23 protein-coding genes are annotated in these 22,141 nt (G+C 57.0%); 15 read left to right on the forward strand and 8 right to left on the reverse strand.

Annotation, left to right across the window (positions count from 1 at the left end):
- Positions 1 to 78 precede the first annotated feature (78 nt).
- Positions 79 to 1,296: a bifunctional acetylornithine/succinyldiaminopimelate transaminase gene (gene argD / locus MY052_RS01820; protein WP_123650851.1), complete on the forward strand. Its 1,218-nt coding sequence runs from the start codon at positions 79 to 81 to the stop codon at positions 1,294 to 1,296.
- Here argD and MY052_RS01825 read toward each other — a convergent pair.
- Complete coding sequence (locus MY052_RS01825; protein WP_035894388.1) at positions 1,289 to 3,364, reverse strand: YccS/YhfK family putative transporter; 2,076 nt, start codon at positions 3,362 to 3,364, stop codon at positions 1,289 to 1,291. The two genes, argD and MY052_RS01825, sit on opposite strands and share 8 nt — an antisense overlap.
- Before the next feature lie 55 nt (positions 3,365 to 3,419).
- Positions 3,420 to 4,052: a cAMP-activated global transcriptional regulator CRP gene (gene crp / locus MY052_RS01830; RefSeq protein WP_000242758.1), complete on the reverse strand. Its 633-nt coding sequence runs from the start codon at positions 4,050 to 4,052 to the stop codon at positions 3,420 to 3,422.
- 304 nt (positions 4,053 to 4,356) lie between these two features.
- Here crp and MY052_RS01835 point away from each other — a divergent pair, with 304 nt between their 5' ends.
- Positions 4,357 to 4,761, forward strand: a complete 405-nt coding sequence (locus MY052_RS01835; protein ID WP_035894387.1) for an OsmC family protein — start codon at positions 4,357 to 4,359, stop codon at positions 4,759 to 4,761.
- Between the two features lie 96 nt (positions 4,762 to 4,857).
- Here MY052_RS01835 and MY052_RS01840 read toward each other — a convergent pair whose 3' ends face one another.
- The 3 genes from MY052_RS01840 to MY052_RS01850 form a co-directional block, all read right to left on the reverse strand.
- Complete coding sequence (locus MY052_RS01840) at positions 4,858 to 5,721, reverse strand: phosphoribulokinase (protein ID WP_035894386.1); 864 nt, start codon at positions 5,719 to 5,721, stop codon at positions 4,858 to 4,860.
- A gap of 65 nt (positions 5,722 to 5,786) precedes the next feature.
- Positions 5,787 to 6,005: a YheU family protein gene (locus MY052_RS01845; RefSeq protein WP_185668968.1), complete on the reverse strand. Its 219-nt coding sequence runs from the start codon at positions 6,003 to 6,005 to the stop codon at positions 5,787 to 5,789.
- Complete coding sequence (locus tag MY052_RS01850) at positions 6,002 to 7,024, reverse strand: hydrolase (protein WP_202217072.1); 1,023 nt, start codon at positions 7,022 to 7,024, stop codon at positions 6,002 to 6,004. Before MY052_RS01850 ends, MY052_RS01845 begins: the two co-directional genes overlap by 4 nt.
- A 248-nt stretch (positions 7,025 to 7,272) precedes the next feature.
- On the opposite strand from MY052_RS01850, the gene mdcA reads away from it, so the two are divergent.
- From mdcA to mdcH, 8 genes are all read left to right on the forward strand, one after another.
- Positions 7,273 to 8,928 carry a malonate decarboxylase subunit alpha gene (gene mdcA, locus MY052_RS01855; protein ID WP_035894383.1) on the forward strand — a complete coding sequence of 552 codons (1,656 nt, stop codon included), beginning with the start codon at positions 7,273 to 7,275 and terminating at the stop codon, positions 8,926 to 8,928.
- Positions 8,928 to 9,785: a triphosphoribosyl-dephospho-CoA synthase gene (locus MY052_RS01860; protein WP_123650848.1), complete on the forward strand. Its 858-nt coding sequence runs from the start codon at positions 8,928 to 8,930 to the stop codon at positions 9,783 to 9,785. The genes mdcA and MY052_RS01860 overlap by 1 nt, the downstream gene beginning before the upstream one ends.
- 9 nt (positions 9,786 to 9,794) lie before the next feature.
- A complete protein-coding gene (gene mdcC / locus MY052_RS01865) occupies positions 9,795 to 10,094 on the forward strand; it encodes a malonate decarboxylase acyl carrier protein (RefSeq protein ID WP_035894381.1) in 300 nt (99 codons plus the stop codon).
- The gene (locus tag MY052_RS01870) at positions 10,087 to 10,920 is read left to right on the forward strand and encodes a biotin-independent malonate decarboxylase subunit beta (RefSeq protein WP_248538128.1); all 834 of its coding nucleotides are present in this window, start codon (positions 10,087 to 10,089) and stop codon (positions 10,918 to 10,920) included. The genes mdcC and MY052_RS01870 overlap by 8 nt, the downstream gene beginning before the upstream one ends.
- Positions 10,920 to 11,720, forward strand: coding sequence for a biotin-independent malonate decarboxylase subunit gamma (mdcE, locus tag MY052_RS01875; RefSeq protein ID WP_035894397.1), 801 nt, complete (start codon positions 10,920 to 10,922; stop codon positions 11,718 to 11,720). The genes MY052_RS01870 and mdcE overlap by 1 nt, the downstream gene beginning before the upstream one ends.
- A gap of 122 nt (positions 11,721 to 11,842) precedes the next feature.
- The gene (locus tag MY052_RS01880) at positions 11,843 to 12,802 is read left to right on the forward strand and encodes an AEC family transporter (RefSeq protein ID WP_035894379.1); all 960 of its coding nucleotides are present in this window, start codon (positions 11,843 to 11,845) and stop codon (positions 12,800 to 12,802) included.
- Positions 12,803 to 12,805: 3 nt separating this feature from the next.
- On the forward strand, positions 12,806 to 13,423 hold the full coding sequence (locus tag MY052_RS01885; protein ID WP_248538129.1) for a malonate decarboxylase holo-ACP synthase: 618 nt from the start codon (positions 12,806 to 12,808) through the stop codon (positions 13,421 to 13,423).
- Entirely contained in the window at positions 13,423 to 14,319 is an 897-nt protein-coding gene (mdcH, locus tag MY052_RS01890; RefSeq protein WP_035894377.1) for a malonate decarboxylase subunit epsilon, read from the forward strand. Before MY052_RS01885 ends, mdcH begins: the two co-directional genes overlap by 1 nt.
- A gap of 89 nt (positions 14,320 to 14,408) precedes the next feature.
- Here the strand turns inward: mdcH and MY052_RS01895 are convergent, their stop codons facing one another.
- Positions 14,409 to 15,341, reverse strand: coding sequence for a LysR family transcriptional regulator (locus MY052_RS01895; protein ID WP_035894375.1), 933 nt, complete (start codon positions 15,339 to 15,341; stop codon positions 14,409 to 14,411).
- A 16-nt stretch (positions 15,342 to 15,357) separates the two neighbouring features.
- Complete coding sequence (locus MY052_RS01900; protein ID WP_248538130.1) at positions 15,358 to 17,265, reverse strand: ABC transporter ATP-binding protein; 1,908 nt, start codon at positions 17,263 to 17,265, stop codon at positions 15,358 to 15,360.
- 172 nt (positions 17,266 to 17,437) lie between these two features.
- On the opposite strand from MY052_RS01900, the gene kefG reads away from it, so the two are divergent.
- The 4 genes from kefG (at position 17,438) to slyD (ending at position 20,697) form a co-directional block, all read left to right on the forward strand.
- Positions 17,438 to 17,989, forward strand: a complete 552-nt coding sequence (kefG, locus tag MY052_RS01905) for a glutathione-regulated potassium-efflux system ancillary protein KefG (RefSeq protein WP_035894373.1) — start codon at positions 17,438 to 17,440, stop codon at positions 17,987 to 17,989.
- Positions 17,989 to 19,794 carry a glutathione-regulated potassium-efflux system protein KefB gene (gene kefB / locus MY052_RS01910; RefSeq protein WP_202218061.1) on the forward strand — a complete coding sequence of 602 codons (1,806 nt, stop codon included), beginning with the start codon at positions 17,989 to 17,991 and terminating at the stop codon, positions 19,792 to 19,794. Before kefG ends, kefB begins: the two co-directional genes overlap by 1 nt.
- Before the next feature lie 9 nt (positions 19,795 to 19,803).
- A complete protein-coding gene (locus MY052_RS01915) occupies positions 19,804 to 20,004 on the forward strand; it encodes a YheV family putative zinc ribbon protein (RefSeq protein ID WP_035894371.1) in 201 nt (66 codons plus the stop codon).
- 96 nt (positions 20,005 to 20,100) lie between these two features.
- Complete coding sequence (slyD, locus tag MY052_RS01920) at positions 20,101 to 20,697, forward strand: peptidylprolyl isomerase (protein ID WP_248538131.1); 597 nt, start codon at positions 20,101 to 20,103, stop codon at positions 20,695 to 20,697.
- A gap of 62 nt (positions 20,698 to 20,759) precedes the next feature.
- Here the strand turns inward: slyD and MY052_RS01925 are convergent, their stop codons facing one another.
- Positions 20,760 to 20,978, reverse strand: a complete 219-nt coding sequence (locus MY052_RS01925) for a protein SlyX (RefSeq protein ID WP_035894369.1) — start codon at positions 20,976 to 20,978, stop codon at positions 20,760 to 20,762.
- 223 nt (positions 20,979 to 21,201) lie between these two features.
- Between MY052_RS01925 and fkpA the strand changes: the two genes are divergently transcribed.
- Entirely contained in the window at positions 21,202 to 22,047 is an 846-nt protein-coding gene (gene fkpA / locus MY052_RS01930) for an FKBP-type peptidyl-prolyl cis-trans isomerase (RefSeq protein WP_035894368.1), read from the forward strand.
- Positions 22,048 to 22,141: the final 94 nt, after the last annotated feature.

Below are 22,141 nucleotides of genomic sequence, written 5' to 3' on the forward strand. Positions count from 1 at the left end.
CCATGACGTGATTTTTTATGCATATTTTGTGGATAAATTCTCACAATCATTGCTTCATCGTTTGCAGAAGGGCATGACATGGAAACCAAACAACCTGCTATTACCCGCGCGACCTTCGACCAGGTCATTTTGCCAATCTATGCACCAGCGGAATTTATCCCGGTGAAGGGCAAGGGGAGCCGCGTATGGGATCAGCAAGGCAAAGAGTACGTTGATTTCGCCGGCGGTATCGCGGTGACTGCGCTGGGCCACTGTCATCCGGCGCTGGTTGAAGCGCTGAAAACCCAGGGTGAGACGCTGTGGCACACCAGTAACGTCTTCACTAACGAACCGGCGCTGCGCCTTGGTCAGAAACTGGTGGACGCAACCTTCGCCGAGCGTGTGGTGTTTATGAACTCCGGAACGGAAGCTAACGAAACGGCTTTCAAGCTGGCACGTTACTATGCATCCACCCGTCATAGCCCGTACAAAACGAAAATCATCGCTTTCCATAATGCTTTCCACGGCCGTTCGCTGTTTACCGTCTCCGTTGGCGGGCAGCCGAAGTATTCCGACGGCTTTGGCCCGAAACCAGCGGATATCGTCCACGTGCCGTTTAACGACCTGCACGCGGTGGAAGCGGTCATTGATGACCATACCTGCGCTATCGTAGTTGAGCCGATTCAGGGGGAAGGCGGCGTACTGGCGGCTACGCCTGAATTCTTACAGGGCCTGCGTGCGCTGTGCGATAAGCATCAGGCGCTGTTGGTGTTTGATGAAGTGCAAAGCGGCATGGGGCGTACCGGGTCGCTGTTTGCCTATATGCACTATGGCGTGACGCCGGATATTCTCACCAGCGCCAAAGCGCTGGGCGGCGGTTTCCCGGTGAGCGCGATGCTGACCACCAACGACATTGCCAGCGCGTTCCACGTCGGCTCACACGGCTCCACCTACGGCGGTAACCCGCTGGCCTGTGCCGTTGCGGGTGCGGCATTCGATATTATCAACACTCCGGAAGTGCTTAACGGCGTGAACGCCAAGCGCGAGCGCTTTGTGCAGCACCTTCAGCATATCAACGCGAAGTACGATGTCTTTAGCGACGTGCGCGGCATGGGTCTGCTGATTGGCGCGGCGTTGAACGAGAAATACAAAGGCCGGGCGCGTGATTTCCTCTACGCCGCGGCGGACGTCGGTGTCATGGTACTGAACGCCGGGCCGGACGTGATGCGCTTTGCACCATCGCTGGTGGTGGAAGAGGTGGATATCGACGAAGGGATGCAGCGTTTCGCTCAGGCGGTCGCTAAAATCGTTAGCTAGCCCGTCGTTTTAACCAGCCTCCATGACGGGGGCGCTGTCGCCAGGCCACCGACGAGATGGTGTGCATGGTGCTCAGATGCCCCAGAATACGCTGAAGATGCTGTTCCATGGTACTTAACGGCCCATGGGACAGCGCGTCCGGCGATTCCATAATATTCACTTCACCGCTGCTTCCCGCCTCATCGTACTCCAGACGCTGTTGACAGCGCTGAAGGGCAATCTCACAGGATTCCAGATACTGCTGCGCGAGATCCGGCGTCAGCATGTTGTGCTCGCGTGCCAGCGTGGTCATGGCGTTGATATGCTCGACGATAAACTGACTGTGGGTGACCCACAGCTTCATATCTTCCAGATAGCGCGAGTTAAAGCCCGGTTCCTGCATGGCCTGGTTGAGCGTGTTGTAGAGCGTGTTGTGCGCCTGGTTTACGCGCATACGCTGATAGGCAAGCTTAGGCGCCTGCGGGTCGGGGCTCAGGATAAGACGAATGGCTTCCTGGTCGGCTTCCAGTGCCGCCTGAGCGTTTTGTCGAAGCTGACCGCTTTGCCACTGCGGCCACAGCCAGATCATCCCGCCAAAGGCAATCAGACAGCCGATGATGGTGTCGATAAAGCGCGCGACGATAAACTGCTCGCCGTTCAGCGTCAGAATTTGCAGGGTATAAACCGCGGTAATCGTAAAGCCGACGGTGGCCCAACCGTAGTGGCGACGGATTATCAGGTAGCTCCCCAGCGTGACGATAAGCATACCCGCTAACGCCAGTCCTTCTGAGATGTGGAAGTGCAGAACGACGGCGGCAATCACTAACCCTGCCAGCGTACCCGCCGCACGATGGAAAATACGTACGCGAGTTGCACCGTAGCCGTTCTGCGTGACCAGCAGCACCGTCATCAGGATCCAGTAAGGCTTTGGCAGATGCAGCGCGGCGCCCATCAGGCTGGCGATACTGAGCATTACGCTGAGCCGGGCGGCATTACGTAGCGCCGGAGATTTCAGCGACAGGTAGTTTTTGAGCGCCGCGAATAGCGGCAGGCGGCGCTCTTTATCGGCCATCAGGTTGCGCGGGTAGAGCGGGCGCTGGGAGCGCAGCACGCGGGCAATGCGGCTGAAGTGCCAGGCGCAGAACTGGCCAACCGGGTTATCTGGATGCTGGTCGGCAATTTTTTCCAGCGCGCCTATCTGCTTGTCCATATTGAAGCGGGTAGGGTAGCGGTGATAGAGAATATCGTCAGCCAGTACCCTCAGGCGTGACGCCACGGTCTGGGCGTTCCAGCGGATCACCGCTTCGGCGTGGCTGCGTTCAACCAGCTTTTGTACCTCTTCCGGCTGGTGCAGGCTGACGGAGATATGTTCTTGCAGGTCGAGCCCCACCTGGAAGGCGCGCAGCAGGCGCTTATAGTCGTTGTGCTGATTCGCGGCGAGCATATGCAGTTGCTGGTAGCACTGAGAGATGAGATCCACCACCTTCTGTTGACGAGTGAGCAGCGGCGGCAGCGCGGTGCTCGGGTCAGTGTGCTGGGTCAACAGGCTATATTTGGCTTCGCAGTACTCGGCGAGCTGTCGGTAGAGCAGGCTCAGCGATTCCCTCAGCGGCTGCTCGCGCCATATCCAGAACCACCACCAGTTAAACAGCCCATACCACAGCGTGCCGAACGCGTAGAGCAGTAGCGGCTCCCAGATGGGCATATTGCCCGCCAGGCTTAAGGTGAAGATAGAAGCAATCAGCGAGGCGGGCAGTAACCGCCCGTGCAGCGCGCTGATTTCCGCCGTGACGCCCAGCAGCAGCGCCAGCCCGGTGAGAATCAGCGGTAAGGGGATATCGCGCGCCAACAGCAGCTGTACGGCAAGGCTACATCCGGCAAACAGACAGCCACCGATAATCAGGCGTTTAAAGAAGCGCTTATGTGGGGTATCGAGGCCGGCGATATTGCAGCAGGCAGGCACCAATGAAAACAGCAGACCCTGCTGGAGATGGCCGAACAGAAGCCCGATGGCAACCGGCAGGCATAACACCAGCGTTTGCCGCAGTGCATAGTTGACTTCGGGGTGGTAAATCAGCCTGCGCCACATAGGGGGAAAAACAAAAATGGCGTATTGCTTTTACAATACGCCATTTTGGGCTGGATTAGCGGGTTCCGTAGACGACAATGGTTTTGCCGTGCGCGGAGATCAGGTTCTGATCTTCCAGCATTTTCAGAATACGGCCCACGGTTTCACGGGAGCAGCCAACGATCTGACCAATTTCCTGACGGGTGATTTTGATCTGCATACCGTCCGGGTGGGTCATAGCGTCCGGCTGTTTAGCCAGGTTCAGCAGGGTCTGAGCGATACGACCGGTTACGTCCAGGAAGGCCAGGTTACCAACTTTTTCAGAGGTGACCTGCAGACGACGCGCCATCTGAGAAGAGAGACGCATCAGAATGTCCGGGTTAACCTGGATCAGCTGACGGAATTTTTTATAAGAGATTTCAGCAACTTCACAAGCGGTTTTTGCTCGTACCCATGCGCTGCGTTCCTGGCCTTCTTCGAACAGGCCCAGCTCACCGATAAAGTCGCCCTGGTTAAGGTAAGAGAGGATCATCTCTTTGCCTTCTTCATCCTTGATGAGTACAGCCACTGAGCCTTTTACGATGTAATACAGCGTCTCTGCTTTTTCACCCTGGTGAATCAGCGTGCTCTTCGATGGGTACTTATGAATATGGCAATGAGACAAGAACCATTCGAGAGTAGGGTCTGTTTGCGGTTTGCCAAGCACCATGCGCGGTTATCCTCTGTTATAAGCTCTTCCCAGCGGCAAAAACATTGCAGCCACTGGTTGCAATAGTATCCTTCCCGTTACCTGGGAAGTCGGCTGTCGAATAGGGTCGCAGCCTGTAATGTGATGTCCTCTGCATACATGCAGTACGTTTATGTATTACCGTAGCATCCCGACTGTTTTAGCATAGCTTTAGCCGTGTGTCTCCTGGTGTCTCGCTTCAGCATGACGGCGATCGCCTTCCATTGCGAGAATTGTTATGTGCGCGTAATCTGAGAAGAAAATTGCAACCTGGGAGTTAAATATTATGCAAGCACGTGTGAAATGGGTTGAAGGGTTAACCTTCCTCGGTGAGTCTGCTTCTGGCCACCAAATTTTGATGGACGGTAACTCCGGCGATAAAGCGCCGAGCCCGATGGAAGTCGTGCTGATGGCCGCCGGTGGTTGCAGTGCGATTGACGTCGTCTCTATCCTGCAAAAAGGTCGCAATGACGTGACCGACTGCGAAGTGAAGCTCACTTCTGAGCGCCGTGAGGAGGCCCCGCGTCTGTTTACGCACATCAACCTGCACTTTATCGTCACCGGTAAAGCGCTGAAGGATGCGGCGGTATCGCGTGCGGTCGATCTGTCTGCTGAGAAATACTGCTCAGTTGCGCTGATGCTCGAAAAAGCGGTCAATATCACTCACTCTTACGAAGTGATTGAAGGCTGATTGCATGCTAGACGTAGCCCGGCCGAACGCAGTGACGCCGGGGACATTCCCGGCGTCGGTGCTTGCGCACCTCGTCCGGGCTACCTGGTCTTGATGCTAGTTCCGACCTTCCATCAGCCGCTGCACCAGCGGCGTCATGATTAATTCCATCGCCAGCACCATCTTCCCGCCGGGAACGACCAGCGTATTCATATGCGAGATAAATGAACCCTGCAACATGGCCAGTAACCACGGGTAGTCGATGTGCTCGAGATTACGGAAGTGAATCACCACAAAACTCTCGTCCAGCGACGGAATGCTTTTGGCTGCAAACGGGTTAGAGGTATCGACCGTTGGTACACGCTGGAAGTTGATATGGGTGCGGGAGAACTGTGGGGTGATGAAGTTGATATAGTCTTCCATTGAGCGCACTACGGAATCCATCACCGCCTCGCGGGAGTGACCGCGCTCACTGGTGTCACGGATCATCTTCTGGATCCACTCCAGGTTAACAATCGGCACCACGCCAACCAGCAGATCAACATGCCGCGCGACATCGTGCTGCGGTGTCACCACGCCGCCGTGCAGTCCTTCATAGAACAGCACATCGGTCGGTTCCGGTAACGGCTGCCACGGCGTAAACGTGCCGGGTACCTGGTTCCAGGGAACCGCTTCATCATAGGTATGCAGGTATTTGCGCGACTTCCCCTGCCCGTTCAGGCCGTAGTCGCGAAAGGTTTGTTCCAGCAGGCCAAAGTCGTTGGCATCCGGGCCGAAATAGCTGATGTGGCGGCCAAGATCACGGGCCTTGCGGATAGCCATATCCATTTCCGGACGGGTGTAGCGGTGAAAGCTGTCGCCTTCGACTTCCGCCGCGCGCAGGTTGAGCTGAGCAAAGATTTTACGAAACGCGAGGCTGGTGGTGGTGGTTCCTGCTCCGCTGGAGCCGGTAACGGCAATGACCGGATGTTTGGCAGACATGCGAATAACTCCCTGAACAGACGACAACGGAAGCGGGGTAAACGCTTCCTGTCGTTAGAGTATAGTTAACCGCGAAATTGGTTACGGGGCATGATGTTGACGGTCTCGTGAAGTTCAGACCACACCAGCACCGCTTCGCCCGTTTGTAGCTGGTGTTTGACGTCGGCGACCTTTTGCGCAAGTGAACGTTCATATTCACCATAATCAGTGCCTTCGCGCAAGACAAAGCTTTCAATCAGATTATCCAGCGTCTCCGGGTCGATATCCTGCCAGGGAATCATCATGCTTTAGTCCCTAGCCACGGCATCAGCCAGGCGGGGATGCGTTTTTCCAGCCACATTTCCGGGTGGCGCAGCGTGCCGCCGATAAACCCGACGTGCCCGCCGTACTCGGTGAGCTGATAGACGACGTTGTCCGGCAGCTCTTCCTGGGCTGGAATGGAGTGGTGGTCCATAAACGGATCGTCTTTCGAGTGGATGATCAGCGTCGGTTTGGTGATTTTGCTTAAGATAGGCATCGCACTACATTGACGGTAGTAATCAATCGCATCGGCGAAGCCGTGGATCTTCGAGGTGATCGAATCGTCAAACTCGCGGATGCGGCGCATGCTTTTCAACTGACGCAGATCCACCGGCAGCGAGCCAGGATAGGCTTTGAGCTTGCGGGCGGCGTTGCCTTTCAGCAGGTTCAGCAGATAGCGCTGATAGACCCGCGAGAAGCCTTTATCCATGTGGTAGCTGCAGGCTTCCAGCATAAACGGCGCGGAGACAATCACCGCCGCATCGATCGGCACGTCGTCACCTTCTTTGGCCAGCAGGCAGGCCAGCATGTTGCCGCCCAGCGAGTAGCCGACCGCCGCCGTTGGCGCTTTACCGTATTCACGCTGTAGCCAGTTCAGGAACCAGGTGCCGTCTTCCGTTTCACCGGAGTGATAAATACGGTTCAGGCGGTTTGGCTCGCCGCTGCAGCCGCGAAAATGCATGACCACGCCTAGCCAGCCTTGCGCTTTCGCCGCGTTAATCAGGCCATGCGCGTACGGGCTGTGTAAGCTGCCCTCCAGACCATGAAACACCACCAGACGAGGCTTATGCAGCGCACCGGCCGGGTCTTCACTCCATGCTAAATCGACGAAGTCGCCGTCCGGCAGCTCAAGGCGTTGCCAGTGTGGGGTGAATTGCAGCTTGCGACGAAGCAGGCGTGGCAGCATCGTCTGAAGATGACGATTGCTTATGCCGCGCATGGGCACGAAGTCCGCGCTGCTTGAGGTGTCGATACTGAGATCGTGGTGGGTTGTTTCAGTCATAACTCGGCGATGTTTACCTGGAATCTGCGCCTACTATACCGTCACTTTGCCATCGTGTTTATGAAAATGAGGCATCGGTAGTCGTTTTTCTCCCATCAGGATCTGATCCTAATCACAATTTGTTACTTCAATTATTACTCTCAGGCTAATGATTCTCTCCTACGCTTAATTGATGACTTTCTCACCAGGGTGCACACTCTTTTCAGTGTTAAGCAATCAAAATGATTAGCTGAATCAGGAGGTTAATAATGTTATCTGGGCAAACACCAGCACGCGTCTGGAACACACGCCGCACCGAAAAACAGCGGCGTCTGGCTTCCGTTCCGGTGCAGGGCAAGGTTCTGCCAACCGCAGACCTGACCGCAATGCTGGAAAAACTGATCGCGCCGGGTGACCGCGTGGTATTAGAAGGGAATAACCAAAAGCAGGCAGATTTCTTATCCCGCATGCTGGCCGAGGTTAACCCGCAGATTGTGCACGACCTGCACATGATCATGCCGAGCGTCGGCCGCAGCGAGCATCTGGACATCTTCGAAAAAGGGATCGCCCGCAAGCTGGACTTCTCCTTCTCCGGTACTCAGAGCCTGCGTATTTCGCAGCTGCTGGAAGATGGTCAGTTGGAAATCGGCGCCATCCACACCTACATCGAACTCTATTCCCGTCTGTACGTTGACCTGTCGCCGAACGTGGCGCTGATTGCCGGCTTCAAAGCCGACCGCAAAGGTAACCTCTACACCGGGGCGAGTACCGAAGATACCCCAGCGCTGGTTGAAGCCGCCGCGTTCCACGACGGTATCGTCATCGCACAGGTGAACGAGCTGGTGGACGATGAATGCGACCTGCCGCGCGTGGATATCCCTGGCTCCTGGGTTGATTTCGTGGTTGTGGCCGACAAACCGTTCTTTATCGAACCGCTGTTCACCCGTGACCCGCGTCTCATCAAACAGGAACACATCCTGATGGCGATGATGGCGATTAAAGGCATCTACGCGGAACACCAGGTCCAGTCACTGAACCACGGTATCGGCTTTAACACCGCGGCTATCGAACTGCTGCTGCCAACTTACGGCGAACAGCTCGGCCTGAAAGGCAAAATCTGTAAACACTGGACGCTGAACCCGCATCCAACGCTGATTCCGGCGATTGAGAGCGGCTGGGTTGAAAGCGTGCACTGCTTCGGCGGCGAGCTGGGGATGGAAGAGTACATCCGCGCCCGTCCTGACATCTTCTTTACCGGTTCCGACGGCTCGATGCGTTCTAACCGCGCCTTCTGCCAGCTGGCAGGTCAGTACGCGGTGGATATGTTCATCGGTTCTACCTTACAGGTTGATGGCTACGCCAACTCCTCTACCGTGACCCGCGGTCGTCTTTCTGGCTTCGGTGGCGCGCCAAACATGGGTCATGACCCACACGGTCGTCGTCATGCTACGCCAGCCTGGCTGAACATGATCACCGAACCGGACCCAATGCAGCGCGGTAAAAAACTGGTGGTGCAGATGGTCGAAACCTTCCAGGCGGGCGTGAAGCCAACCTTCGTTGAAAAACTGGACGCGGTTGATGTGGCGAAAGCCTCCGGCATGCCGCTGGCACCGGTGATGATCTACGGCGACGACGTGACCCACGTGCTGACCGAAGAAGGTATTGCTTACCTCTACCGCGCCAAAGATCTTGAAGAACGCCGTGCGATGGTGGCTGCGGTCGCGGGTATCACCGATATCGGTCTGGGCGTTGACGCGAAACGCGTAGCCGAGCTGCGTCAGAGCGGCAAGGTTGTCTATCCGGAAGATATGGGCATTCGTCGTACCGATGCCACCCGTTCGCTGCTGGCAGCCGGTAGCGTCGCTGACCTGGTGGAATGGTCCGGCGGTCTTTACAACCCACCTGCGAAATTCCGGAGCTGGTAATGAAACTTCTGCCCCAGATTCAGGTTGAAGGCGGTGCCGAATGGCTGGCGCGAACCGCCACGCAGTGTCTGATTGACGAAGCACGATTAAGCCCGAAACCCGGTCTGGTGGACAGTCGGGGGAACGGTGCGCACCACGATTTATCGCTTGCGCTAATGGAGCGCTCCGCGCACAGCCTGACCCCCACGTTTCAGGCGCTGGCGCAACAAAGCTGGCAACGTCCGGCGGATATTGCGCTTAGACAAACCATAGGGCGACTCGGCCGCGAAGGCGAGCAACAGATGATGGCGGCCACCGGCGGGGTCAATACCCACCGAGGTGCGATTTGGGCACTGGGACTGCTGGTGAGCGCCGTGGCAATGCATGGCGGAGCGGGCAACGCGAAACAGGTTGCCGCGACCGCCGCCGAACTGGCGAAGCTGCCAGATGCCGCGGCCCCAAAAGTGTTTAGCAAAGGGCTGCGCGCCACCCACCGTTATCAGGTGCCGGGCGCGCGTGAAGAGGCGCAGCAGGCGTTTCCACATGTGATGCAGCGTGCGTTGCCGCAGCTACGGCTAAGCCGACTTAACGGCAGCAGCGAAGCCCATGCGAGGCTCGACGCGCTGATGGCGATCATGACCTCACTGACCGATACCTGCGTGCTGTCCCGCGCCGGGTTGGAAGGGTTGGACGCTATGCAGGACGGCGCTCGCGCAGTGCTGAACGCGGGCGGAAGCGCCCATCCGGCGGGTCAGGCGGCATTGGCCGCGCTTGATAGCCACATGCTATCGCTGAACGCCTCGCCGGGCGGTGCCGCTGATTTGCTCGCCGCCACCCTGTTTCTCGATCGCATCGAATCGCCTTATTTCAAGCATTAAGAGGATGTTATGGAACACATTACGTTAACCGTACCGGCCAGCCGCACCTTAAGCGGCAAAGCGCTGGCAGGCGTTGTGGGCTCCGGGGATATGGAGGTGTTATTCACCGCCGACCAGGGCCAGACGTTAACCATTGATATCACCACTTCTGTCGATAACAGCCGCAGCCGCTGGGAAGCGCTGATTAACCGTCTGCAAACGGTCAGCAGCCTGCCTGCCGGCAAACTGACCATCCACGACTTCGGCGCGACGCCGGGCGTGGCGCGCATCCGTATCGAACAGGTTTTTGAAGAGGTGAGCTATGCGTGATGATCGCAGTTTTATCGAATTAAAAGCACGCCAGCGTGCGCATGCGCTGCTGGATGAAGGCAGCTACCGTGAACTGCTCGACCCGTTTGAAGGCGTGATGTCGCCGTGGCTGGGCGCGCAGGGCATTGTCCCACAGGCCGATGATGGCATGGTCGTGGCAAAAGGCACCATCAATGGTAAACCGGCCGTTGTGGTGGCGATTGAAGGCGCATTTCAGGGCGGCAGCATGGGCGAAGTGTCCGGTGCCAAAATGGCGGCGGCGCTGGAGCTGGCGGCGGAAGATAATCGTAACGGCATCCCAACTCAGGCCGTTCTGAGCCTGGAAACCGGCGGTGTACGTTTACAAGAAGCGAACCTGGGCCTGGCGGCGATTGCCGATATCCACGCGGCGATTGTTGACCTGCGTCGTTACACCCCGGTGATCGGCATTGTGGCCGGTACCGTGGGCTGCTTCGGTGGGATGTCTATCGCGGCGGCGCTGTGTAGCTATCTGATTGTGACCCGCGAAGCGCGTCTTGGCCTCAACGGCCCGCAGGTCATCGAACAGGAAGCCGGGATTGAAGAATACGATTCCCGCGACCGTCCGTTTATCTGGAGCATGACCGGCGGCGAAATTCGCTACGAAAGCGGTCTGGTTGAAGCGCTGGTCGGTGACGGCGTTAACGCGGTGAAAGCCGCCATGAACGATGCGCTGGCGAAAGGCGTTCCGGCGAAACATCGCACCGATAACTATGCCTGGTATCTCGACCGTCTGACGAATTTCGATACCCGCAAACAGGCGGATACCGAACAGATTCATGCGCTCTTCGCCCGGGAGGTGAAATGATGAGTAACGCAATTAGCCGTGGCGAATTATGGCTGGAAACGCTGGTTCCGAACGCCAAACGAATCGAAGGGCTGTGCCCGTCTGTGCAGGCCGCTGACGGTGAACTTAACGGTGAAACGGTACGTTTTGTTGCCGTGGTGCCGGATGCCAATAACCACTTCCCGCGCGCAGCGAAAGGGGAAGTCGGTCTGCTGGAAGGCTGGACGCTGGCAAAAGTGGTCAGTGAAACCATCGCCGCAGACGCTGATAAAGCGGTGAAACGTCCGATTGTGGCGGTGATTGATGTACCAAGCCAGGCCTACGGTCGCCGTGAAGAAGGTTTCGGTATTCACCAGGCGCTGGCCGGTGCCGCCGCGGCGTATGCCAACGCGCGTCTGGCGGGCCACCCGGTGATTGGCCTGATTGTCGGTAAAGCGATGTCCGGTGCGTTTCTGGCGCACGGCTACCAGGCGAATCGCCTGATCGCCTTCAACGACAAAGGCGTGCTGATTCACGCCATGGGTAAAGAGTCGGCGGCGCGTATCACCCTGCGTACCGTTGACGCGCTGGAAAAACTGGCGGCGACTATTCCGCCAATGGCGTATGACATCAGCAACTACGCCACGCTGGGGCTGCTGGAAAATCTGCTGGATATCAGCAACCCAGATGCGCCATCTGCAAACGATCTGACGCTGGTGGTGAACACCTTGCAACAGGCCATCAAAGACGCTCGTCAGGACCCGACGCTGAAAAGCCGTCTGGGTGCTGACAACCGCCGCAGCTCTGCCCTCGTACGCGAACGCATGCGGGCAAGCTGGTAAGAAAAAAGAGACCTGCCGGATGTACGGCTCCATGGGCGCTTCCCAGCGCCCATGTGGGCACTTGCATCTGAAAAATAATAATCATCGCGCCAGTGCTAACTTTTTTTCATTACAGGTGAAATATGACTTACGTAATTGTTCATGCTCTTGCTCCGATTTTCGTCATCATGCTGCTGGGATTCTGGGCCGGTAAGGCCAAAATGGTCGACAATAAAAACGTCTCCCTGCTTAACATCTTCGTCATGGACTTTGCTTTACCCGCTGCGCTGTTTAGCGCGACGGTACAAACCCCATGGGCCGGTATTGTTGCTCAGTCGCCGTTGATTCTGGTACTGACGCTGGCGATGTGGATCACCTACGCCGCTATCTACTTTATGGCGACCAAGTTGTTCAACAAATCACCGCAGGATGCCGCCGTGTTGACCCTGACCGTGGCGCTGCCAAACTACGCTGCGCTGGGCCTGCCGATTCTGGGGAGCGTGCTGGGTGAAACCTCGTCGACTTCGCTTTCCGTTGCCGTTTCCATCGCCTGTGGTTCTGTGTTGATGACGCCGTTCTGCCTGCTGATTCTGGAACGTGAAAAAGCGCGTGCCGAAGGCGGTAACTCCGGTTCTACGCTGTCTATGCTGCCGGTACTGATGTGGCGTTCGATTAAAAAACCTATCGTGATGGGCCCGCTGCTGGGGGTTATCCTCTCCGCGATTGGCATCAAAATGCCGGAGCTGGTGCTGGCGGCCATTAAACCGCTGGGCCTGTCTGCGACCGCCGCTGCGCTGTTCCTGACCGGCGTTATCCTCTCTGCGCGTAAACTGCAGATCAACACCGTGGTGATTACCTCAACCATCGCTAAGCTGCTGATTCAACCGGCCATTGCCTGGGGCATCGTGCTTATTTTTGGCCTGCATGGTTCCGTGGCGATTACCGCTATCCTGATGATTGCGCTGTCTGCAGGCTTCTTCGGCGTGGTATTCGGTAACCGCTTTGGCGTGCAGTCGCCGGATGCAGAAGCCGTGCTGCTGTTGAGCTCCGTACTGTGTATCCTGTCGCTGCCGCTGTTTATCTCGCTGACTTCAGGAATCTAAATCATGAGCACAACATTACGTCCACACGACCTTATCTGGCTGAATGCGCGCGACGCGCTTGAAGATGTCACGGAATCCTGGGTGGATACCGTCTGGCATAGCGGCCTGCCGGTAGTGGTGCGACGTGATGTTGATGCGCAGGGGCGCATTCCCGTGGGCGTCCGCGGGATGAAGCGCGATCAGCGCGCCGCCGGTTGGGTGAAAGCAGAGTCGGTCGTCCGTGTCTGCTCGCCGGAATCGCTGGTGGACCCGCTGTCGCTGCTGCGCTCGCCCTTTATCTCTCAGCCACCGGTCCAGGTGGCTTTGTTATTGGCGCAGCAGACATGGCCGTGGACGTGGGGCATTACTGGCAGTACCGGCTATGCGCTGGCAACCGGGATCCCGGTTATCCATGCGGCAAGCGATCTGGATCTGTTGATCCGCGCGCCGCAGCCGCTCTCCCGTGAAGCGCTGGAAACGTGGCAGCAGCAGCTAACGGCCGGACTTTGCCGGGCGGATACCCAGGTGGATACGCCGCGCGGCGGCTTTGCTCTCAATGAATGGCTGCGCGATGGAAAAGCATTATTAAAAACCTCTCAGGGGCCGCAGTTGGTTCGCGACCCGTGGGGCAGGGAGGAGTGATGAAAATTCTGTTTACCTTCCCGGGGCAAGGAACGCAGCACGCAGGAATGCTGCAAAACCTTCCGGGGACGGAACTGGCCCAGGCGCGTGAGGCGCTTGGCGCTGAGGTTGATACGCTGGATACCCCTGAGGCGCTCAAACATACCCGAGCCGTTCAACTGTCTCTGCTGATTGCTGGCGTTGCATGGGCGCGCGAGCTAGAGCGTCGTGGTGTAGCGCCTGATATCGTCAGTGGACTCTCCATTGGCGCGTACCCGGCGGCGGTAGTTGCCGGTGCGCTCGACTTCGCCGACGCGCTGACGCTGGTGGCGCTGCGAGGTGACTTAATGGAGCAGGCCTATCCGCATGGCTACGGCCTGACGGCGATTATGGGGCTGACGCTGAGTCAGGTGGAAAGCCTGGTAGAAGGCAGCGGCACCTATATCGCTAACCTGAACGCTGAGACGCAGATTGTGATTGCCGGTCCTGATGAAGCGATGGCCGACGTGGCGAAACGCGCGATGGCCAAAGGGGCCAGTAAGGCGCCTCGCCTGGCGGTGAGCGTGCCGTCGCATTGTGAACTGTTGGCCGAGCCCGCGCACAAGCTGGTTGAGGCGTTCAGCCATGTGACGCTTTCCCGCCCGCGCTTCGCCTACCTGAGCGGCAGCACCGGTCGCGTGCTGTGGCAGCCGGAACGTATTGCTGACGATCTGGCGATGAATATGGCACGCACGGTGCGCTGGCAGGAGGCGGTTATCTCCGCCAACGAACGTGAAGCACGGCTGGCGATTGAAATGCCGCCCGGTGGCATACTGACCTGCTTAACGCGTCAGGCGGCGTGGGAAGGGGAATCTATCTCTCTTGAGCGCAGCGGCGTGGAGGTTGCCGTGCACCTGGCGAGACGCCTTCGTGCGTGATGTGATTGCCCGATGGCGCTGCGCTTATCGGGCCTACAACTCGCACCTGATGTAGGCCGGATAAGACGCGTAGCGTCGCCATCCGGCAATCAGGCATTCTGGTTCAGCGTTCTGGCATACATGCGCCCTTCGGCGGCCAGTGCCAGCAGGCTTGGGTCGCGCTCGCGGTTACGGGCAAACACAATCGCGATAAGCTGCTGCATCTGATAGGGCTCAGCGAGCTTTTGCAGCTTCACGGTATTCTCATACATCTTCTTCATTCGTCCGGGCATCAAACAGAAGCCAACCCCAGCCTGTACCAGACTGAGCATCGAGAAAATGTCGTTTACGCGGGTGACGATTTCAGGCTCGAACCCCGCAATATGAAACGCTTCCTGGAAACCCGCGTAGGTCGCAAACCCTTCCGCCAGCGACACAAATTTCTCATTGCGATAGTGGCGCAGATCCGCCTTAAGGGTGGCGTCAAGCGTAGCGGTCATAGGTGCGGCGAGGTAGATATCGTCGTGGAACAGGGGGAGTACTTCGAGGCTGTTGCGGTCGATTTCACTTTCAGAAATGGAGATGAGGATCGCGTCCAGCACGCCGTCTTCCAGCATCTTCAGCAGCGCTTCGTTGGAACCCATGGTGAGATCCAGTTCCAGGTCCGGGCGACGCAGTTTCATGCCCATAATCAGGTGCGGCACCGTCTCCAGCGTCAGCGAGTAAAGAGTTCCAACGCGTAACCGACCCTGGCCTACGCCTGCCGTTTTGCGCGTTTCTTCCAGACCGCGCTCCATCAGTTGGGTGACTTCCTGGCAGTACTCCAGCAGCGTCCATGCCGCGGGCTGGGCGATAAGATTACGCCCTTTGTGGACGAACAGCGGACAACGAACGTTCTCTTCCAGCGTGTGCAGCGCCCGGTGTACGCTGACGCCGCTGATATTCAGCGCCTCAGCGGTGCGGGCGATGTTGCCCTTCTCCATAAAGGTCATGAAGATGGTCAGCTTGCGGAAGGTAATATCGTCGGTGATTGATAGGTTCATCGCCCGCTCCCGTGGCTTAGTCGTTTTGCATCATCTGCTCAAGCTGCTCCTGCGCCTCGAGCCACGCCATTTCGCACTCTTCCAGCCCGGATTTGGCGCTGGCCTGAAGCTGTAAGCATTCGGTCATTTCGGCTTTACGGCCTGGTTCATACAGGCTGCTGTCGCCGAGCTTCTCTTCCGCCTGCGCCAGCTGTGCATTGAGCTTCTCCATCTCTTTTTCCAGACGGGTAATCTCTTTACGCAGCGGCTGCGTCAGGGTGCGCAGTTCCGCTTCGCGGCGCTTCTGGTCTTTACGCGACTGCGCGCTATTGGCGTTGTTCTCTTTCGGCGTGTCATCGGCCTGGTTTTCCAGCTTCTGCACGTCGCTTAGCCACTGCTGATAATCTTCCAGATCGCCATCGAACGGCTCGACTTTTTTGTCGTGCACCAGATAGAGATCGTCGGTAGTGGAGCGGATCAGGTGACGGTCGTGCGAGACCACAACCAGCGCGCCTTCGAAATCGATTAAGGCTTCGGTCAGCGCCTGACGCATGTCGAGGTCAAGGTGGTTAGTCGGTTCATCGAGCAGCAGCAGGTTCGGACGCTGCCAGACGATAAGCGCCAGCACCAGGCGGGCCTTCTCGCCGCCAGAGAAGCGAGCGATCTGCTCGGTGACTTTATCGCCCTGGAAGCCGAAGCCGCCCAGGTAGTCACGCAGCTTTTGCTCTAACTCCTGCGGCGCCATGCGCGCCAGATGCTGCAACGGCGATTCATCCGCGCGCAGGAATTCCAGTTGATGCTGAGCGAAGTAGCCCAGCTTAATGCCTTTGGCGAGGCCGATTTCACCGTGCAGCGGCTCAAGTTCGCCCGCCAGCAGTTTAATCAGCGTCGATTTACCCGCACCGTTGCGACCCAGCAGTCCGATACGCGAGCCCGGCACCAGGTTCAGTTTGATCGACTCGAGGATCGTGCGGTCGCCGTAACCCGCGCTGACCTTTTCCATTTTCAGTAATGGGTTCGGCAGGCTTTCCGGCGCGCGGAAGCTGAAGTGGAACGGGTTATCGACGTGGGCCGGGGCAATTAGCTCCATACGCTCAAGCATCTTGATACGGCTCTGTGCCTGCTTGGCCTTCGTAGCCTTCGCACGGAAACGGTCGATATAGCTTTGCAGATGCGCCACGCGCTCCTGCTGACTTTCGTACATCGCCTGCTGTTGAGCCAGGCGGGTGGCGCGCTGCACCTCAAACGAGCTGTAGTTGCCGGTGTACTCGAACATAGTTTCCTGTTCGATATGAATAATTTTGTCGATAACCGGGTCAAGGAAGTCGCGGTCGTGGGAAATCAGAATCAGCGTGCCCTGATAACTTTTGAGCCATCTTTCCAGCCAGATAACCGCATCGAGGTCGAGGTGGTTAGTCGGTTCATCGAGCAGCAGCAGGTCGGAGCGGCAAATCAGCGCCTGCGCCAGGTTAAGGCGCATACGCCAGCCGCCCGAAAAGTCGCTGACCGGGCGGTCGAGCTGTTCATTGCTGAAGCCCAGACCGTGCAGCAGGCTGGAGGCGCGAGAGCGGATAGTCCACGCGTCAATCGCGTCCAGCTTGCCATGAACGGTGGCGATGGCATGGCCATCATCGCGTTCGTTGGCATCGTTCAGTTGGGCTTCAAGCTGGCGGTATTCACGGTCACCGTCAATGACATAGTCCAGAGCAGGCTGAGGCAGGGCAGGGGTTTCCTGGTTTACCCACGCCAGTTGCCAGCTGCTCGGATAGGTAAAGTTGCCGCCATCGGCGCTTATCTCGTTTTTCAGCAGCGCGAGCAGCGTGGATTTGCCGCAGCCGTTTTTGCCCACCAGGCCGACTTTCTGCCCTGGGTTGATGGTGGCCGATGCGTTATCCAGCAGGACACGCACGCCGCGACGAATTTGTAACGAGGAGAAAACAATCATAAGGCGCCGTATGTTCTGAATATGTTAAATTGTCATTGTGGTAATGTAGTGTGGTAAGCGAATCGCTAGACCGGGCCGCAATGGTAGCCCAAAACGATGACTATACACAAAATCATTCAGGTTGCGTCCCGCTACCAGAAAGAGGATGTGATTGACGCCCGGGAGGGGAATGATGTCACAGACGGCGAAAGTCCTGCTTGTCTATGCCCATCCGGAATCACAGGACTCGGTGGCTAACCGGGTTTTGCTTAAACCGGCTTCGCAGTTAAGCAACGTAACCGTGCACGATCTCTACGCGCACTATCCTGATTTTTTTATTGATATTCCTCGCGAGCAGGCGCTGCTGCGCGAGCACGATGTCATCGTGTTTCAACATCCTCTTTATACCTATAGCTGCCCGGCTTTGCTCAAGGAGTGGCTGGATCGCGTGTTAAGTCGCGGTTTTGCCAGCGGCATTGGCGGAAACCAGCTGGCGGGTAAGTACTGGCGTAGCGTGATTACGACCGGGGAACCGGAAAGCGCCTATCGCCACGACGGGCTCAATCGCTACCCGATGAGCGATATTCTGCGCCCGTTCGAACTGACGGCTGCCATGTGCCATATGCACTGGCTGAGCCCAATCATCATCTACTGGGCGCGGCGTCAGCCGCCCGATGAACTAGCAAGCCACGCGAAAGCCTATGCCGACTGGCTAGCAGCGCCGATAACGGCAGGGGGGCGATGATGGAAGGTTCTGATTTATTACTGGCCGGAGTGCTGTTTCTTTTCGCGGCGGTGGCCGCGGTGCCACTGGCAGCGCGGCTGGGTATCGGTGCGGTATTAGGCTATCTGTTAGCGGGTATCGCCATCGGCCCGTGGGGGCTTGGGTTTATCAGCGATGTGGATGAAATTCTCCACTTCTCCGAGCTGGGCGTGGTGTTCCTGATGTTTATCATCGGCCTGGAGCTGAATCCGGCCAAGCTGTGGCAGCTACGACGCCCTATCTTCGGCATTGGCGCGGCGCAGGTGATGTTCAGCGCGGTGATCCTCGGCGGGCTGTTGATGTTGACTCACTTCTCCTGGCAGGCGGCGGTGATTGGCGGGATCGGCCTTGCGATGTCATCGACCGCGATGGCGCTACAACTGATGCGTGAGAAGGGGATGAATCGCAGCGAATCCGGGCAGCTAGGCTTCTCGGTGCTGTTATTCCAGGATCTGGCGGTCATTCCCGCGTTAGCGCTGGTTCCGCTGCTGGCCGGTGCGGGCGATGAACATTTTGATTGGCAAACCGTTGGCCTGAAAGTATTGGCCTTTGGCGGAATGCTGATTGGCGGGCGTTACCTTCTCCGCCCGGTATTTCGTTTTATTGCCAGCTCAGGCGTGCGTGAAGTGTTTACTGCCGCGACGCTGCTACTGGTGCTGGGGTCGGCGCTGTTTATGGACGCGCTGGGGCTCTCGATGGCGCTGGGCACTTTCATTGCGGGCGTGCTGTTGGCCGAAAGTGAATATCGCCACGAGCTGGAAATTGCTATCGAGCCGTTTAAAGGGCTGTTGCTGGGGCTGTTCTTTATCTCGGTGGGGATGTCGCTCAACCTCGGCGTGCTCTACACCCATCTGCTGGTAGTGATTGGCAGTGTGGTCCTGCTGGTGGCGGTGAAAACCCTGGTGCTGTACCTGCTGGCGCACCTTCACGGTATGCGCAGTTCGGAGCGGATGCAGTTTGCCGGCGTGCTGAGCCAGGGCGGTGAGTTTGCCTTTGTGCTCTTCTCGGCGGCCTCGTCATTTAAAGTCTTTAAGGGCGACCAGATGTCGCTGCTGCTGGTGGTGGTGACGCTGTCGATGATGACCACGCCGCTGCTGATGAAGCTTGTGGATCTTACGCTGTCGCGCCGCTTTAACGGGCCGGAAGAAGAAGACGAAGCGCCGTGGGTGGACGACGATAAGCCGCAGGTGATTGTGGTGGGCTTTGGGCGCTTCGGACAGGTGATTGGTCGCCTGCTGATGGCCAACAAGCTGCGGATCACGGTGCTGGAACGCGACATCAGCGCGGTCAACCTGATGCGTAAATACGGCTATAAGGTTTATTACGGCGATGCAACCCAGGTTGAACTGTTACGTTCGGCAGGCGCTGAGCAGGCGCAGTCGATAGTGATTACCTGTAACGAGCCGGAAGACACCATGAAGCTGGTGGAAATCTGCCAGCAGAACTTCCCGCACCTGAAGATTATGGCTCGTGCGCGAGGACGTGTGGAGGCGCACGAACTGCTGCAGGCGGGCGTGGTACAGTTTTCCCGTGAGACTTTTTCCAGTGCGCTGGAACTGGGGCGAAAAGCGCTTATCTCCACCGGTATGCACCCGCATCAGGCGCAACGCGCACAGCTGCACTTCAAGCGTCTGGATATGCGCATGCTGCGTGAACTGATGCCGGTACATAGCGATACCCAACAAATTTCTCGCGTGCGGGAAGCGCGGCGAGAGCTGGAGGAGATCTTCCAGCGCGAAATGCAACAAGAGCGGCGGCAGCTGGACGGCTGGGACGAATTTGAATAGAAGGTGAGTATGGCGGTACGTAAACGTTTTATCGCGGGCGCGAAATGCCCGTCGTGTCAGGCGCAGGACTCTATGGCGATGTGGCGCGAGAATAATATCGATGTGGTTGAGTGCGTTAAGTGCGGACACCAGATGCGAGAAGCGGATAAAGAAGCCCGCGAACACGTTCGCAAAGAGGAACAAGTGATCGGTATTTTTCATCCGGAGTAGCGATCCGTGCTGTCTTTTTTTAAGCTTATGGGTACACGGGTGTAGAATTCCGCTACAATCTGCGCCACTAAAATATTCCCATGCTCAGGAGATATCATGAAAGTAGCAAAAGACCTGGTGGTCAGCCTGGCCTATCAGGTACGTACAGAAGACGGTGTATTGGTTGATGAGTCTCCGGTAAGTGCACCGCTTGACTACCTGCATGGTCACGGTTCCCTGATCTCCGGCCTGGAAAACGCGCTGGACGGTCACGAAGTTGGTGATAAATTCGACGTAGCTGTTCAAGCTAACGACGCTTACGGTCAGTACGACGAAAACCTGGTGCAGCGCGTTCCTAAAGACGTCTTCATGGGCGTTGACGAACTGCAGGTTGGTATGCGCTTCCTGGCTGAAACCGACCAGGGTCCAGTACCGGTTGAAATCACCGAAGTTGAAGACGACCACGTTGTGGTTGACGGCAACCACATGCTGGCTGGCCAGAACCTGAAGTTCAACGTTGAAGTTGTTGCTATCCGCGAAGCTACCGAAGAAGAACTGGCTCACGGCCACGTTCACGGTGCGAACGGTCACGACCACGATCATGACCACGACGGTTGCTGCGGCGGTCACGGCCATGACCACGGTCACGACCACGGCGGCGAAGGCTGCTGCGGCGGTGGCGGTAAAGGCCACGGCGGCTGCGGTTGCCACTAATCCCTCTCGTTCTGTAGAACGATGGATACAAAAAAAGCGGGGAAACCCGCTTTTTTTACGCCTCAATAGTGAGGTGGTGGCGTCTCTTCTGACTGAGATGCCATATTTGACGGCTGACTGGCCTTGAGTTTTTCCGTCAGCAGTCGCAGATGTTCGCGAAGCTTTGCCATCTCCATTTCATGAGCTGTGACCGTCATGTTAAGGTCATCGATGGTGATCTCCTGAAAGGCCAGACGGCTCTCAAGCTCTGCCAGACGCGCTTCGATAGTCGTTTCTTGCATGATGTCCTCTCTACTGTTATCACCGCAATCGCCGCGGATTCTACGCAACTTTGCTCAGCCGTGCAGCCCCTCTTTAATGAGGCTGGAAACTAATTTAAACAAAAAGAGTCTGAAAAGAGTCGATATGAGAAGCGTTCATATGTAGATTTCCTCTACAACGTTCTATAGTACGCTTCTCATTTAGTTAACATTGGGGCGAGAGGCCCCGGCCCTGGAGAGATGGATGAAATCACTGTTTAAAGTAACGCTTCTGGCAACCACAATGGCCGTTGCACTGAATGCTCCTCTGACCTTCGCAGCTGACGCGGCTGCTAAAGCTGCACCAGCAGCTGATGCGAAAGCGGCTCCGGCAGCAGGCAGCAAAGCTGCATTCAAAAATGACGACCAGAAATCTGCCTATGCGCTGGGCGCATCGCTGGGTCGTTACATGGAAAACTCTCTGAAAGAACAGGAAAAACTGGGTATCAAGCTGGATAAAGACCAGCTGATCGCCGGTGTTCAGGATGCGTTTGCTGATAAGAGCAAGCTGTCCGATCAAGAGATCGAACAAACTCTGCAGGCGTTTGAAACTCGCGTGAAGACCTCCGCTCAGGCGAAGATGGAAAAAGACGCCGCTGATAACGAAGCAAAAGGTAAGGCTTTCCGCGACAAGTTCGCCAAAGAGAAAGGCGTGAAAACCGCTAAATCTGGCCTGCTGTACAAAGTAGAGAAAGAAGGTACCGGCGACGCGCCGAAAGATAGCGACACCGTTGTCGTTAACTACAAAGGTACGCTGACCGACGGTAAAGAGTTCGATAACTCTTACACCCGTGGTGAACCTCTCTCCTTCCGTCTGGACGGTGTTATCCCGGGCTGGACTGAAGGTCTGAAAAACATCAAGAAGGGCGGTAAAATCCAGCTGGTTATCCCACCGGATCTGGCTTACGGCAAAACCGGCGTTCCGGGTATTCCGGCTAACTCCACCCTGGTGTTCGATGTTGAACTGTTAGACATCAAACCGGCACCGAAAGCCGATGCGCAGCCAGACGCTGCACCGGCTGACAAAGCGGCCGACGCCAGCAAAAAATAAGATAGCGAAAGCCGCCGCCCAATGGGCGGCGGCTTTTTATTATCTACAGGATATAATTAATGCTGGAAAGCGCCTTATGCGCTGTATTACTTTA

The sequence above is a fragment of the Kluyvera ascorbata genome, from assembly GCF_023195735.1.
Lineage (GTDB): Bacteria > Pseudomonadota > Gammaproteobacteria > Enterobacterales > Enterobacteriaceae > Kluyvera > Kluyvera ascorbata.

Coding starts and splice junctions, on each gene's coding strand:
- argD (WP_123650851.1), top strand. CDS start 79: ATGGAAACCAAACAACCTGCTATTACCCGCGCGACCTTCGACCAGGTC.
- MY052_RS01825 (WP_035894388.1), bottom strand. CDS start 3,364: ATGTGGCGCAGGCTGATTTACCACCCCGAAGTCAACTATGCACTGCGG.
- crp (WP_000242758.1), bottom strand. CDS start 4,052: ATGGTGCTTGGCAAACCGCAAACAGACCCTACTCTCGAATGGTTCTTG.
- MY052_RS01835 (WP_035894387.1), top strand. CDS start 4,357: ATGCAAGCACGTGTGAAATGGGTTGAAGGGTTAACCTTCCTCGGTGAG.
- MY052_RS01840 (WP_035894386.1), bottom strand. CDS start 5,721: ATGTCTGCCAAACATCCGGTCATTGCCGTTACCGGCTCCAGCGGAGCA.
- MY052_RS01845 (WP_185668968.1), bottom strand. CDS start 6,005: ATGATGATTCCCTGGCAGGATATCGACCCGGAGACGCTGGATAATCTG.
- MY052_RS01850 (WP_202217072.1), bottom strand. CDS start 7,024: ATGACTGAAACAACCCACCACGATCTCAGTATCGACACCTCAAGCAGC.
- mdcA (WP_035894383.1), top strand. CDS start 7,273: ATGTTATCTGGGCAAACACCAGCACGCGTCTGGAACACACGCCGCACC.
- MY052_RS01860 (WP_123650848.1), top strand. CDS start 8,928: ATGAAACTTCTGCCCCAGATTCAGGTTGAAGGCGGTGCCGAATGGCTG.
- mdcC (WP_035894381.1), top strand. CDS start 9,795: ATGGAACACATTACGTTAACCGTACCGGCCAGCCGCACCTTAAGCGGC.
- MY052_RS01870 (WP_248538128.1), top strand. CDS start 10,087: ATGCGTGATGATCGCAGTTTTATCGAATTAAAAGCACGCCAGCGTGCG.
- mdcE (WP_035894397.1), top strand. CDS start 10,920: ATGAGTAACGCAATTAGCCGTGGCGAATTATGGCTGGAAACGCTGGTT.
- MY052_RS01880 (WP_035894379.1), top strand. CDS start 11,843: ATGACTTACGTAATTGTTCATGCTCTTGCTCCGATTTTCGTCATCATG.
- MY052_RS01885 (WP_248538129.1), top strand. CDS start 12,806: ATGAGCACAACATTACGTCCACACGACCTTATCTGGCTGAATGCGCGC.
- mdcH (WP_035894377.1), top strand. CDS start 13,423: ATGAAAATTCTGTTTACCTTCCCGGGGCAAGGAACGCAGCACGCAGGA.
- MY052_RS01895 (WP_035894375.1), bottom strand. CDS start 15,341: ATGAACCTATCAATCACCGACGATATTACCTTCCGCAAGCTGACCATC.
- MY052_RS01900 (WP_248538130.1), bottom strand. CDS start 17,265: ATGATTGTTTTCTCCTCGTTACAAATTCGTCGCGGCGTGCGTGTCCTG.
- kefG (WP_035894373.1), top strand. CDS start 17,438: ATGTCACAGACGGCGAAAGTCCTGCTTGTCTATGCCCATCCGGAATCA.
- kefB (WP_202218061.1), top strand. CDS start 17,989: ATGGAAGGTTCTGATTTATTACTGGCCGGAGTGCTGTTTCTTTTCGCG.
- MY052_RS01915 (WP_035894371.1), top strand. CDS start 19,804: ATGGCGGTACGTAAACGTTTTATCGCGGGCGCGAAATGCCCGTCGTGT.
- slyD (WP_248538131.1), top strand. CDS start 20,101: ATGAAAGTAGCAAAAGACCTGGTGGTCAGCCTGGCCTATCAGGTACGT.
- MY052_RS01925 (WP_035894369.1), bottom strand. CDS start 20,978: ATGCAAGAAACGACTATCGAAGCGCGTCTGGCAGAGCTTGAGAGCCGT.
- fkpA (WP_035894368.1), top strand. CDS start 21,202: ATGAAATCACTGTTTAAAGTAACGCTTCTGGCAACCACAATGGCCGTT.